Annotated in this window: 13 protein-coding genes; 9 read left to right on the top strand and 4 right to left on the bottom strand. The window is 60.7% G+C overall.

The window, feature by feature from the left end; translation table 11 throughout:
• The first annotated feature begins 22 nt into the window (after positions 1-22).
• From FMN63_RS16090 to FMN63_RS16055, 8 genes are all read left to right on the top strand, one after another.
• Positions 23-1,162 (top strand): extracellular solute-binding protein, encoded by a 1,140-nt coding sequence (locus FMN63_RS16090; protein ID WP_148585060.1) that lies wholly within the window; start codon positions 23-25, stop codon positions 1,160-1,162.
• A gap of 85 nt (positions 1,163-1,247) precedes the next feature.
• Complete coding sequence (locus FMN63_RS16085) at positions 1,248-2,333, top strand: ABC transporter ATP-binding protein (protein WP_148585058.1); 1,086 nt, start codon at positions 1,248-1,250, stop codon at positions 2,331-2,333.
• On the top strand, positions 2,330-3,685 hold the full coding sequence (locus tag FMN63_RS16080; protein WP_148585056.1) for an aminotransferase family protein: 1,356 nt from the start codon (positions 2,330-2,332) through the stop codon (positions 3,683-3,685). The genes FMN63_RS16085 and FMN63_RS16080 overlap by 4 nt, the downstream gene beginning before the upstream one ends.
• 9 nt (positions 3,686-3,694) lie before the next feature.
• Positions 3,695-4,624, top strand: coding sequence for a 3,5-dioxohexanoate:acetyl-CoA acetone transferase (gene kce / locus FMN63_RS16075; protein WP_148585054.1), 930 nt, complete (start codon positions 3,695-3,697; stop codon positions 4,622-4,624).
• Between the two features lie 2 nt (positions 4,625-4,626).
• On the top strand, positions 4,627-5,115 hold the full coding sequence (locus FMN63_RS16070) for a GNAT family N-acetyltransferase (RefSeq protein ID WP_148585053.1): 489 nt from the start codon (positions 4,627-4,629) through the stop codon (positions 5,113-5,115).
• On the top strand, positions 5,112-6,134 hold the full coding sequence (locus tag FMN63_RS16065; protein WP_148585052.1) for a histone deacetylase family protein: 1,023 nt from the start codon (positions 5,112-5,114) through the stop codon (positions 6,132-6,134). Before FMN63_RS16070 ends, FMN63_RS16065 begins: the two co-directional genes overlap by 4 nt.
• Positions 6,131-7,231, top strand: a complete 1,101-nt coding sequence (locus tag FMN63_RS16060) for an NAD(P)/FAD-dependent oxidoreductase (protein WP_148585051.1) — start codon at positions 6,131-6,133, stop codon at positions 7,229-7,231. Before FMN63_RS16065 ends, FMN63_RS16060 begins: the two co-directional genes overlap by 4 nt.
• Before the next feature lie 36 nt (positions 7,232-7,267).
• Entirely contained in the window at positions 7,268-7,618 is a 351-nt protein-coding gene (locus FMN63_RS16055) for a RidA family protein (RefSeq protein ID WP_148585050.1), read from the top strand.
• A 120-nt stretch (positions 7,619-7,738) separates the two neighbouring features.
• Here FMN63_RS16055 and FMN63_RS16050 read toward each other — a convergent pair whose 3' ends face one another.
• A complete protein-coding gene (locus FMN63_RS16050) occupies positions 7,739-8,557 on the bottom strand; it encodes a helix-turn-helix domain-containing protein (RefSeq protein WP_148585048.1) in 819 nt (272 codons plus the stop codon).
• Between the two features lie 134 nt (positions 8,558-8,691).
• Between FMN63_RS16050 and FMN63_RS16045 the strand changes: the two genes are divergently transcribed.
• Positions 8,692-9,114 carry a hypothetical protein gene (locus FMN63_RS16045; protein ID WP_148585046.1) on the top strand — a complete coding sequence of 141 codons (423 nt, stop codon included), beginning with the start codon at positions 8,692-8,694 and terminating at the stop codon, positions 9,112-9,114.
• 108 nt (positions 9,115-9,222) lie between these two features.
• Here the strand turns inward: FMN63_RS16045 and FMN63_RS16040 are convergent, their stop codons facing one another.
• From FMN63_RS16040 to FMN63_RS16030, 3 genes are all read right to left on the bottom strand, one after another.
• The gene (locus tag FMN63_RS16040; RefSeq protein ID WP_286192688.1) at positions 9,223-9,969 is read right to left on the bottom strand and encodes a transporter; all 747 of its coding nucleotides are present in this window, start codon (positions 9,967-9,969) and stop codon (positions 9,223-9,225) included.
• A 183-nt stretch (positions 9,970-10,152) separates the two neighbouring features.
• Positions 10,153-12,108 (bottom strand): multiheme c-type cytochrome, encoded by a 1,956-nt coding sequence (locus FMN63_RS16035; RefSeq protein WP_148585043.1) that lies wholly within the window; start codon positions 12,106-12,108, stop codon positions 10,153-10,155.
• Positions 12,109-12,196: 88 nt separating this feature from the next.
• Positions 12,197-13,192, bottom strand: coding sequence for an HAD family hydrolase (locus FMN63_RS16030; RefSeq protein ID WP_162530055.1), 996 nt, complete (start codon positions 13,190-13,192; stop codon positions 12,197-12,199).
• Positions 13,193-13,255: the final 63 nt, after the last annotated feature.

Raw genomic sequence — 13,255 nt, 5'->3', positions numbered from 1 at the left:
AAGAACCAGAGTGGAAACCAAGATGGACAATACCAAACGCTATGAGCGTCTGCGCGAACGCTATCTCAACGGCGATCTCGACCGCCGCAAGTTTCTCGGGCTGATCGGGGCAGCCGGTCTCGCCTACGGTGTGCAGACACCCTTTGCCCGCCATGCCATGGCCGCGACCGAGGAAGTCCGCTTCGACGGTTGGGGCGGGGTCGTTTCCGAAGCCTTCCGCAAATACGCCTTCGATCCCTATACGAAAAAGACGGGCATCAAGGTTGTCGACGGCACCTTCGGCGGGGGGGATGAATATCTGTCGCGTGTGAAGGCCAGCCAGGAAGGCGAATACAACATCGCGCATCTGTCCGGCGTCTTCGACTATGCGCGCTATGTCAATCTCGGGCTGAACTCGACCCTGAACGAGGACAACATCCCGAACCTGAAATACGTGATCCCGAAGCTGACCGACGTCTTCCGCAGTGTCACCGACGGCAAGCTGTCGTGCGTGCCGTATGACTATGGCACCACGGGCATTGCCTATAACCGGAAATACATCTCCGACGACGAAGCCAAGGAGAAGGGCGCGAAACTCCTGATCGATGCAGCCTACAAGGGCAAGATCGGCGCCTGGTCCGACTGGCGCACCCGCGTCTGGTACGGATCACTGCAGACCGGCCAGGATCCGAACGACGCAACGGATATGGATGCCGTCTGGCAGGCCGTGCGCACCAACCGCGATCTGCTGTTGAAATACTGGCAGTCCGGAGCGGAGTTGATGAGCCTTCTGGCGGAAGAGGAAATCTACGTCACCGAAGGCTGGTCCGGCCGGATCTATGCGCTTCAGGAGCAGGGGCACGACATTGGCTATATCGATCCGCCCAACGGTTTCGGCTGGCAGGAATGCCTGTTCGTGATCAAGGGCTCGCCGATGGAAGCCTGTGAAGAGCTGCTGAACTTCATGCTGGCGCCCGAAACCTCCATCGCGGTCGCCGAAGGCCAGAACTATCCGCCGGCGCTTGACCCGAAAAAGGTAGACCTCGGCAAGAAGATCCCGACCCTGCCGGCCTTCGATCCGACAGGAACGCTCGATGGTCTGACCTTCGCCAATCCGGAATACTGGAACAGCCACGAGCAGGCATGGTCCAAGATGTTCGGACGGATCCAGAAGGGTTACTGAGCCCGGTACGGCCCATCCCTGAACCGATACCTTCCGGCAGTCGCTGCCGGAAGGCCGTTCTCCCCCCAGCATCTGGAGAATTTGCGTGAGCGCGGTTTCCCTCAACAACATCGTCAAGACGTTCGGCAGCTTCACCGCCGTTCATCGGATGAGCATGGACATCCCGGACGGAAGCTTCGTCACGCTGCTCGGTCCCTCAGGATGCGGCAAGACGACGACCCTCAGGATGATTGCCGGTCTCATCGACCCCACCGAAGGCGACATCACCATCAAGGGCCAGCGCATCAACGATGTGCCGATCCACAGGCGGAACCTTGGTCTCGTCTTTCAGAATTATGCGCTGTTCCCGCACAAGACGATTGCAGAAAACGTGGCTTTCGGCCTGAAGTACCGCGATATTTCGAAAACGGATGCCGAAAAGAAAGTGCGCGACGCGCTGGAACTGGTGCAACTGCCCCACGTCAGCGACCGTTATCCCAAACAGCTTTCCGGCGGCCAGCAGCAGCGTATCGCCCTGGCGCGGGCCATCGTCATCGAACCCGATGTTCTGTTGCTGGACGAGCCGCTGTCCGCACTTGATGCCAACCTGCGCGAGGACATGCGCGTGGAGCTGAAGCGCATCCAGCACCGGATCGGTATTACCACCGTCTTCGTCACCCACGACCAGTCCGAAGCGCTTGCCATGTCCGACAGGATCGTCGTGATGTCCAACGGGCGGGTGGAGCAGATCGGCACGCCGCAGGACGTCTACAACACCCCCGCAAGCGAGTTCGTTTCGCGTTTCCTGGGCGTTTCCAACATTCTGCCTGCCACCTGCCAGGCGGTGAACGGGCAGGAGCTGTCTCTCGAACTGCCTCACTTCGGCAAGGTCAACGTGCCGAAGGAAAAAGCGCCCAACCTGTCGCAGCCTGGTCCTGCGCAGCTTGTAATTCGGGCGGAAAAACTTCTACTGACGGAAAAATCCGCTCCGGTGGATGATCGCATCGCGCTCGACGGCAAGGTCGAGGCGGTGGACTACCAGGGTCAGGCGGCGCGATATTTCGTGCGTGTCGGCGACCAGCAGCTTCAGGTGATCAACATGATCGATCAGCATCCTTTTCAGGAAGGTTCGGACGTTTCCGTCCGCTTCCGCCCGCGTGACTGCGCAGCCCTGCCGGGAGCTGCCACATGAGCCGTCCGCAAACCTCTCATCTGTTCTATCAGTCCCGCCAGCGCCGGCCCGTGCTGGATCAGGCGCGCGGCGTCTACATGTGGGATGTCGATGGCAAGCGCTATCTCGATGGCTCCTCCGGGGCGATGGTCTGCAACATTGGCCATTCCAACCCGCGCGTGCTTGAGGCAATGCGCAAGCAGATGGACAAGTCCACCTTCGGTTATCGCCTCCACTTCGAAACCGAACCTGCTGAGCTTCTGGCCGCCAGGACAGCCGAGCTGGCACCTGAGGGGCTGGAGAAGGTGTTCTTTGTTTCCGGTGGTTCGGAAGCGGTGGAAAGCGCCATGAAGCTCGCCCGCCAGAACGCGGTCGCGATTGGCGAGGCGCAGCGCTACAAGATCATCTCGCGCGAGCCGAGTTATCACGGCTGCACACTCGGGGCGCTGGCCCTGACGGGCTACGCGCCGCTCACCGCACCTTTCGATCCGATGATGCGGCCGATGCCGAAGATTCCGGCGCCGCGTGCCTATCTCGACGGACTGGACCCGGACGACGAGGCAACGGGGCAGCATTATGCCGACATGCTGGAGGCAAAGATCCTGTCCGAAGGCCCGGAGACGATCCTCGCCTTCATCGTCGAGCCGATTGGTGGCGCTTCCACCGGCGCGCTCGTACCGCCGAAAGGCTACATGCAGCGCATCCGCGAGATCTGCACGCGCTACGGGGTCCTGCTGATCCATGACGAGGTCATGACCGGAGGCGGGCGCACCGGCAAATTCTTCGCCGGCGAACACTGGAATGTCGAGCCGGATATTCTGGTCATCTCCAAGGGCTTTGCCGCAGGCTATTCACCCCTCGGGGCCATGATCGCGCACAGGGACATTGTCGCCAATGTGCTCGACAATGGCGGTTTCCTACATGGCTTCACCTATGCCGGTAATCCGCTTGCCTGTTCGGCCGGTCTTGCGGTGCTGGAGGAGATCGAGCGGGAAAACCTCTGCCAGAACGCAGCCACGACCGGAGCGCTCCTGAAGAGCGAACTGAAGAAGCTGATGGACCGCTATTCGATCATCGGCGACGTGCGCGGCGAAGGGCTGCTGCTGGCGTTCGAACTGGTCGAGGACAGGGCAAGCCTGAGGCCGCTTGCCAAGGAGTTGAACGCCTTCAACGAGCTGGTCGACATTGCCTATGAAAACGGCCTGATCATCTATTCCCGCAGAACGCGAGGTGGTTACAGCGGCGATCATTTCCTGATCGCGCCGCCCATGATCTCGACCCCGGATCATGTCGCCGAGATCATCGAAGGCCTCGACCTCTCTCTCCGCCAGTTCCTCGACAGGATTTCGCAGCAACAGGCCAGAGCCAGCTAAAATAAAGACATGACAGACAAGATCATCATCACCTGTGCCATCACGGGCTCCATTCACACACCCACAATGTCACCCCATCTGCCTGTGACACCTGCAGAAATCGCGGGCCAGGCCATCGGCGCTGCCGAGGCCGGCGCGGCCATTCTGCACCTGCATGCACGCAACCCCGAAACGGGTCAGCCGTCGGCCCGGGAAGCGGATTTCATGGCCTTCCTGCCGGAGGTCAAGGCAGGTTGCGGCGCGGTGCTCAACCTGTCGACCGGGGGCAGCGCCATCATGAGCCTGGAGGACAGGCTTGCCGGTCCTCTGAATGCCGAGCCGGAAATGTGCTCGCTCAACATGGGCACGATGAACTTCGCGCTCTATCCGCTGGCCGACCGCTACGACACGTGGGTGCACGACTGGGAGCAGCCGTTCCTGCGCGGCACGGACGATCTCGTCTTCAAGAACACGCCGCGCGACATCGAATTCGTGCTGACCCAGATGGGACAGCAGCGCGGTGCCCGCTTCGAGTTCGAGTGCTATGACGTCGGGCATCTCTACATGCTGCGCCACTTCGCAGACCGGGGGCTCGTCAAACCGCCGTTCTTCATCCAGTTCGTCTTCGGTGTTCTGGGCGGCATCGGGGCCGATCCGGAGAACCTGCAGCACATGAAACGGATGGCCGACAAGCTGTTCGGTGACGACTATCTGTTCTCCGTCTTGGCGGCCGGCCGCCAGCAGATCCCCTTTGCGACAATTGCCGCCAGCATGGGCGGTCATGTGCGCGTCGGTCTGGAAGACAATCTGTATATCGCCAGGGGGGCACTTGCCCGCTCCAACGCGGAGCAGGTCACCAAGATCCGCAAGATTGTCGAAGAGCTTGGACGCAAGGTTGCGACGCCTGAGGACGCCAGGCAGATGCTTGGTCTCAAGGGCGCCGGCGGGACGGCCTTTTGATCATGAGCGGCATTACGATCAGACGCGCGGAGCGGGATGATGCCGAAAGGCTTCACGCGGCATTGCTCCGGCTTTCCGCCGATATGGGCGATACCCATGTCGCCGGTCTCGACGACGTCATCCGCCACGGTTTCATGGAGGCGCCAGCCTTTTTTGCGCTGCTGGCGATCCGGAACTCTGACGGCCGAACGCTCGGTGTCCTGCAGGCCTCGCCGATCTTCTCGACGACGCGCGGCGGTTGCGGTCTCTATGTCTCCGATCTATGGGTCGATGGCGACACGCGTGGAGAAGGGCTGGGCCAGCGTCTGCTTGCCGCGAGCCTCGACCTTGCGCCTGAAAGCTGGTCCCCGGTTTTTCTGCGTCTCGCCGTTTATCACGACAATCCGGATGCTCGCCGTTTTTATGAACGGCTCGACTTTACGCCTCGGGAAGGGGAAACCGTCTTCGACCTGCGCGCACCTGCATTCGACAAATTGAGGCACCGCTCATGAAAGCCATTTTCGACGACCGCCAATGGGCGCACGACCCCAAGCATTTCATGGCGAACGGAACCCGGCTGGCCAATCCGGAACAGCCGAAACGCATCGAGGTCCTGACAGCAGGAGCCAAAGCGGCCGGCTGCCGTTTCGAGCAGCCGGAAGATCATGGTCTTGGTCCGATTGCCGCGCTCCACTCGGCGGAATACCTGGTGTTTCTTCAAACGATTCATGAGCGCTGGAGCCGGATCGAGGGAGCCTCTGACGAGGTTATCCCGAACATTCATCCGGACCGACGCACGGCAAGCTATCCGCGCTCGGCAGTCGGTCAGGCCGGTTTCCACCAGGCCGATACCAGTTGCCCCATCGCCGCGGGCACCTGGGAGGCGGCTTATTGGTCTGCCCAAAGCGCAATTCACGGCGCGGACTTGATGGCAGCCGGGGAGCAGGCCGCTTACGTGCTGTCGCGCCCGCCCGGCCACCATGCCTTTGGCGATCTGGCGGGCGGCTTCTGTTTTCTGAACAACTCCGGCATTGCCGCCGAAAGGCTTTTGAAGGCAGGCAAGCGGCCGGCGATCCTCGACATCGATGTCCACCACGGCAACGGCACGCAGGGCATCTTCTATGAGCGCGGTGACGTGCTCACCGTCTCGCTGCATGCCGATCCGGTACGGTTCTATCCGTTCTTCTGGGGGCACGGCCATGAGCGCGGCGAGGGCGCTGGACGAGGCTGTAACCTTAATCTGCCGCTCGTGCGCGGCACGGGCGATGAGGACTATCTGAAAACCCTGGAAACGGCATTCGATCATATCAGGGCATTCGGCACCGACGTTCTTGTTGTTGCCTTGGGGCTTGATGCCTACGAGAACGATCCTCTCAAGGGACTGGCTATCACGACGCCCGGGTTCGGACGGATCGGTGCCGCTATCGCGAAGCTCGGGCTGCCGGTGCTGCTCGTGCAGGAAGGCGGATACTTGTCGGAAGAACTGGGCCAAAACCTCACCAGTTTCCTGACAGGGTTTCAGGACGCATGATCGAAACATCGGATTTTCTGATCATCGGTGGGGGCATCGCCGGAACTGGCGCCGCTGCGCGGCTTGCTCCGGAAGCGAAAGTCACCGTGCTGGAAATGGAAGATGCGCTCGGCCGTCACGCGACCGGCCGCTCGGCTGCCATCTTCATCCGCAACTACGGCAATGCCACCTTGCGGGCATTGAATGCGGCTTCTGAACCGGTTCTGAAGAGCCCGGAAGGAATTTCCGACGACAGCCTGTTGTCGCCCCGCGGGGAAATGCTGATTGCGACCGAGGACGAACTGGACGCCTTCCAGGCATATCTGGATGGTACCGAAGGCATGGAGGTCCTGACGGCGGACGAAGCCGTTGCCCTGTTTCCGTTGCTCCGCAAGGAGTGCATTGCTGCCGCCGCCATCGAGCGGGACGCGCAGGATATCGACGTCGACCGGCTGTTGCAGGGCTTTGCGCGGCTTGCACGCAAGGCCGGGGCACGGTTCGTCATGGAAGCACCGGCACAGCGCATTCTCAGGAGCGGAGACAGGTGGCGTGTCGAAACGCCCAAGGGCGTGTTTGAGGCTCCGGTTCTCATCAATGCCGCCGGAGCCTGGGCGGATCAGATTGCGGGTCTCGCGGGCGCTCGGAAGATAGGGCTCGTGCCCATGCGCCGCTCGGCCGCAATCGTGCCACCTCCGGACGGTGTCGATATTACGAAATGGCCGCTCGTCGCCAGTGCGTCGGAGCAATGGTACGTCAAACCGGACGCAGGAAAGTTCATGGTGTCACCCGCCGATGAAGATCCCGTCGAACCGCATGATGCCTGGGCTGACGACATGGTTCTGGCCGAAGGCCTGCATCGCTTTGAACAGGCCGTGACCATGCCTGTCACCCGCGTGGAGCGGAACTGGGCGGGCTTGCGCAGCTTCGTTGCGGATCGCACACCTGTGGTTGGTTTCGCGCCTGACGCGGAAGGGTTTTTCTGGCTTGCCGGTCAGGGGGGCTACGGCGTACAAACGGCGCCAGCGCTGTCCCGGCTCGTTGCGGATCTTTGTCTCAGGCACCCGAGCGAGCTGCCCGAAAAGGTCGTGACCGCTCTCGATCCCGCCCGCTTGTTCTGAGCGGGCGTCTCTTTCAAGACTAGAAGGAATTCAATCATGTCCGACATCAAACGGCTGGAAGTTGGCCCGCGCATGAGCCAGGCCGTCATCCACGGCGATCTCGTTTATCTCGCCGGCCAGGTCGGCAATCCGGGCGACACTGTCACCAACCAGACCCAGACCATTCTGGACCGCATCGACGCTCTTCTGGCACAGGCCGGAAGCGACAAGAGCCGCATTCTTCAGGCCACCATCTGGCTGGACGACATGAAGGACTTTGCCGAGATGAACAAGATCTGGGACGCCTGGGTTGACCCGGCCAATCCGCCGGCCCGTGCAGCTGGTGAATCCAAGCTGGCAGCGCCGGAATACAAGGTCGAGATCATCGTCATCGCGGCGCTTGCCTAAATCACTTTCGAAATCGAACCCGCCCATCGGCGGGTTCGGTTGAAAGATGCAGGCGCAAACACAGCAGTGCCGCCCTGGCACGCCGCGCCGTTGCATCCGTTTTGGCGACCTGAGGGCACCTCAGGAACGGCCGCCTGCGCTTCCAGCACTCAACGCATTCATCTGCCGTGCCGTTTCCTCGTCTGCCGGAAAGAACGCCTCGATGGCGATCTCAGACAAGGTGACATCCACCGCCGTGCCGAACACCGTCGTGGTGCTCAGGAAGCTCAAGGGCCCATTTGGGCCTTGCAGATAAAGCGGAACGGCAATGCGTCCTTCGGGGAAGGGATTTGGTTTGCGGGATTCGTCTGCCTCATCTGGAACCATTGCGGCAAGCTCGTCCCGAAGGGCGGCCAGTTTCGGGTCAGCCGATTGATCGACCTCATGTGCCAGGCGTGCCAGAACATGGGTCTGCCATTCGCCGAGATTGAGGATACGTGGGGCCAGTCCATCAGGGTGCAGGCTGAGGCGCAGCACGTTTACCGGTGCTTCCAGAAGGTGTGGTGTGATGCCGTCCAACAGAGCAAAGACCGCCTGATTGGCGGCTTGCAGCTCCCAGTATCTGTTCACGGCAAGAGCCGGATGAGGCATATGCCCGTCGAGGATCCGGCGGACAACGGCGGTTGCCGCAGCCAGTTCGGGTTCATCCAGATCATGCTGCGGATACTGCGGAGCATGGCCGGCGGCAACCAGAATGGCGTTGCGCTCGCGCAAGGGAACATCCAGCTGTTCGGCCAGATGCATCACCATGTCCCGGCTTGGACGCGAGCGTCCGGATTCCAGAAAGCTCAAATGCCGCTGCGAGATGTCCGCTTCGCTTGCCAGCGCTAGCTGGCTCAACCGCCGGTGCTGACGCCATTGACGCAGCAGATCGCCCGCCGTCTCATTTGTCCGCTTCATGAGCATTACCCTGCCGTTTCGCTCGCGATAATTCAATTACCTCCAAAGTAATCGACTTCAGAACATCGGTTGGCAATCCTTTCTTCGTCGCCGCCCGCACCGTGCAGGCGTGCCGCGAGGAGTGGAGACCGAAAATGCCCAAATCGAATAAACCTGTTCCGCTACAGATTGTTCTGCGGTTTGACGCGCTCGTCTGCGCAGTGACGGGTATCCTGCTCGTCGGGGCTTCGGGATGGATTGCCGGGTTGACGGCACTTCCCGCCAGCCTTTTGTTCTGGGCAGGCGTGGCGCTGTTTCCCGTGGCGGTGCTCATGGCGGTCTTTGCGGTCGCGGAGCCGGTGCCCACTTGGGCGTCAAGCCTGGTTATCATCGGAAATCTTCTCTGGACCGTGGCCAGCCTGCTGTTGCCGCTGACGGGCCTGGTTTCGCCCAACATGCTCGGCTGGATGTTCCTGCTGGCACAGGCCGTCATCGTTCTCTGCTTCACCTGGCTGGAGTGGAAGGCAGCGCGGGAAGGCTGGAAGGTGGACCGCAAGGCGGCGAATGTCTCGACCTGATTTGGTGCTGCTTTCGTTGCACGACAGAAAAAGGCCGGTCCTGGTGAAGGGAGCGGCCTTTTGATCTCAAGTCTTTTGTCCGCAATTCGCGCTTGAAACGAATGGCACTTATTTCGGGAAGAGAAACGTGACTGCAGCTCGTGCGCCGAAGCCTTCCGGACCGTTGTCCGAACTGACCGCGTAGTAACGAACCCCCGCCTGAAGGCTGATGGGCTGTTTGTCTATCGTCACAAGTTTGGCGACCATGGCATTGACTGGCACCGACCATTCGTTCGACGTCCAGTTATAGGTGCTTTCCGAGTTCAGCGTGAAGGTCCAGGCGTCCTTGGTCGTGTAGGACAGGAACGGCTGCAGGAAGGTCGAGTTGACGTCGCTGCGGTTACCGTCGCCCGCAAAGGACCAGACATGGTTGGCAAGGCCGCCGTAGGTCCAGGGGCCTGACTGACGCAGGACAACGCCTGTCGGTCCCGCGCCCCATTTGCGGGAGCTCAACAGATCATCGGTGCCTGTTGGCAGCAACATCACCGGACCGAGACCCCAGATGATCCCGCCGGACGTCGGTTCCTTGGGTGAAAAGAAGAAGCTCTGCGTGGTATCGCTGAGACCAAACTGCGTGCCTGAATTCCCGGCGATATCGTCCTGCCAGACCACGGGAACGATCGTCCGCGAGATCAGGTTCCAGTGCTCGTTGAGCGTGATGGGCACCACCGGCTGAATATTCAAGGTGACCTTGTTGCCGTCCGACGGACCAAATCCATGATCGTAGTTCCATTGGAATGGAACGCTGATGAGCGATGCCACGGGATTGGAGAGCTTCTTGGCAAGGTCGGCATCTTGGGCGCCTGCCGGCGCCATCTGGCAGAAAAGCGCGAGAGCGCCCAGAACAAACAACTGCTTCATGGTATGTGCCTTCCATGTCCAGGGCCGCTAGCCGTCGTGACGGGTGCCCGATCATCAATGACACCCGGATATGTCTTTCAGGTGTGGCGGATGTATTTCAGGAAAAAGCAATCGGAAGTATATCACGCCTTTTGTGCTCTATTGTTGCGAAAGTTGCTGTTTGTAGGATTTCAGCGTCGGATCGGATGGATTGGCAACCAAAGCCTTTTGCAGACTCAGCTGCGCTCCCGCCATGTCGCCGATGGCCATCTTGATGCGCACTTGCATCACCCAGGCATTGATCATTTGCGGATCCAGCAGGGTGACCTCTTCGAAAGCCGCAATTGCCGCCGGAATGTTACGAAGGACAAGGGCCGTTCCGCCCAGCACGAGCTGGGTCTCCGGAAAATCCGCCTTGTTCGCGAGCGATTGCTGCCATTCGGCTGTGGCGCTGGAGGCTGCATCGGCCATTTTTTCGGGCATGTGGGCGATGGGCGCGCCGATCATGAGGCGTGCTGCCGCAATCCGCACGGATTTGACCGGGTCACTCAAGGCAGGAATGATCCGGGGAAGTCGCTGGGGTGGCGGTACCTGCTGTTGCAGCGCCAGCGCCCCGGCACGGACCATGGGCTCCGGATCTGCGAACAGGTCGGTGACAGCCTCGGCAATCTCCGGTGTCGCAACCGGCAGCAACAGGTCCAGCGCGCTCGCCCGCACGATGCCCGGATAGCTCGCCTGGTGAGCAACCGCCAGAAGGTCCGCGGCGTTGACGCCCGGGTCCTGCCGCGCGGCTGAAAAGATCTCCGCAAAATGCGGGCCGCGGTGGCGGCTGTCCGGAAAGCGCTTTTCAAGTTCCTTTGCTGCCCAGGCGGCGGACTTGTCGGTATGGCAATCGTTGCAGGCATTCGGCGTTCCGAGCTTTTCAGAAAGATCCGGCCTCGGAACACGGAAGGAATGATCCCTCCGGCCATCGATACCCATATAGACGCGCTCGATCATGTGGCACGATTTGCACGTAGCGCCCGGCGTGTCAGGCTGATGGAAATGATGTGAAGGATCGTCATAGAGCCTGGCCGTCAGGGACGGGAAGGCCTTGTTGCCCGCAGGGCTATGACACTGGGTACAAACGGCGTTGCCCTCCGCACGTAATTCTCCGCTGTGTGGCTCATGACAATTGCTGCAGCTTACCCCCTTGGCGTACATCTTCGACTGCAGGAACGAGCCGTAGACATAGACCTCGTCAAGGATCTGCCCATCCGCGTGATAAAGGCCTGCGCGCAGCGGTGACAGTCGATAGGCGTCATGGAACGGAGTACCCGGCACCGGATTGCCGTCGTCAAAGGCTTCGCGGCGTGAATGACAGCCTGCGCATTGCTGGATTTCCGCTTCCGGTTGGCCTTTTGCAAACACCGGCAGAAGACCGGACGGGCCGGTTCCCGGGAAGGGGCTTTCGGCATAGGTCTCCGGGTCTTTCGCCCAGGCCAGATGTGCAGCTCCCGGACCATGGCAGGCTTCACAACCGACCCCGATTTCCGCCTGCCGGCTGGAATAGGTTCTGGTGACGGGGTTATAGTTTTTTTCAAAACCGGTGGAGTGGCACTCGGCGCAGCGGGCGTTCCAGTTCTTGTAAGGACCGGTCCAGTGCAGACCGTCTGCCGGTGGAGGCGCATCGTCGCCGTAAAGGTGGTACCAGCGCTTCTTCTGCTGGTCCCACACCACGTCGAAGGACTGAACCCGCCCAGGTTCCGTTTCAACCAGATACTGCTGCAGCGGCGCAATCCCGTCGACGCCAATCACCTTGAAGGTTTGCGTCTTTCCCGGAACGTCGCTCGTCTCGATGAAATAGTCGCCGTCCCGGGTAAAGAAGCGACTGGTGCGCCCCTTGTGCGTGAACTCGGAATTGTCGAAGTCCGCGTCGACCGTATCCGGTCCGGGCTCCATCCAGGCCCTGGAATGGTGTGAGCTGCGCCAGGCGCTGGCTTCGGCTTCATGGCAGCCGGTACAGGCGGCTGTGCCGGCATAGTCCGGGACAGCGGGAGACAGGTTTTCGGCAGCAATGGCGCTCTGCAGCCAGAGCGTTGCAATGAGCGCGGCGAGCAATCGGGTGAACAGCATTCTGGGCGCTCAAACCTTTCCATCGTATCCGCCGGATAACGCGAGAGGTCTGCGTCTGCCGGCACCAAATCGTGTCTTTCCCGCAGATCTAGTCCGGAAAGATCTGCTTCCAGTCGTCTTTCATGCTGATGATGTGCCACCCTTCTTTCGAAGCGTCGTCAAGGCCCTTGCTCAGCATCCCGAAATGGGTATCGCGATCATAGGCATATTCCCGGACTGCATCGTCGTGATGGACGAACATGCCGAGGCGCTTGCCGGAACCGGCGGTCGTATATTGCAGCATCTGATAGTCGCCGTCGGAGTTGCCGAAGGCTGCCAGCGGGCGCTTGCCGATGTGGGTCAGGATACCCACGGGCTTGCCGGCCTTGTCGTCAACAAAGGCGATCTTGGGGGTTCGCATCAAGGTGGGAACGCCGTCGATGATCTTGTATTCCGTGACGATAGAGGAGCCGACCACCTGCTCGGTCGGAATCCCGTAGACCCTTTCGGTCCACGGACGCATGAATTCGATGCCGCCACCGGAAACGATGAAGGTCTTGAAGTCGTTGGCACGCAGATAGGCGAGAAGTTCCAGCATCGGCTGATAGACAAGGTCGGTATAGAGCTTGTCGAACCTCGGGTGTTTGGCGGTTGCGATCCAGTCGGTGACCGTCTTTTCGAACGCGTCGGTGCTCATGCCGGCATGGGTGGCAGCGATGATTTCCATCAACCCCTTTTCGCCAGCCTTGCCGAGGGCTTCCATGTCGTTTTCCAGAACGGCCTGGAACGGCTGGGTCGTCTTCCATTCCGGGTGGTCCGGCGCCATGGCCTTTACCCGGTCGAGTGCGAAGACAAGCTGGGTATACATGGGATGTTCGACCCACAAGGTGCCATCATTGTCAAAGGTGGCGATCCGGTTTTCCGGTATCACATAGTCCGCCCCGCCTTCCGCCGTGACGGCTTCGACGAACTCCACGATTGCCTGCTTGTTTGCGCCATCGTTCCAGGACGGTAACGGATCGGATTGGGCCAGGGCTCCTGCCGCCGAGACGCTGATTGCCACCAGGCAAAGCACCAACGTTTTGAAGAGTGATCTGGCGTTCATGGCTGAGACCTTCCGATATGGTGATTTCTGGTTGATGTCCGCCCCGTCACTGATCGGGGGCGG

Source organism: Stappia sp. BW2 (genome assembly GCF_008107695.1).
Lineage (GTDB): Bacteria > Pseudomonadota > Alphaproteobacteria > Rhizobiales > Stappiaceae > Roseibium.
This window is presented reverse-complemented; position numbering and strand designations above follow the sequence as displayed.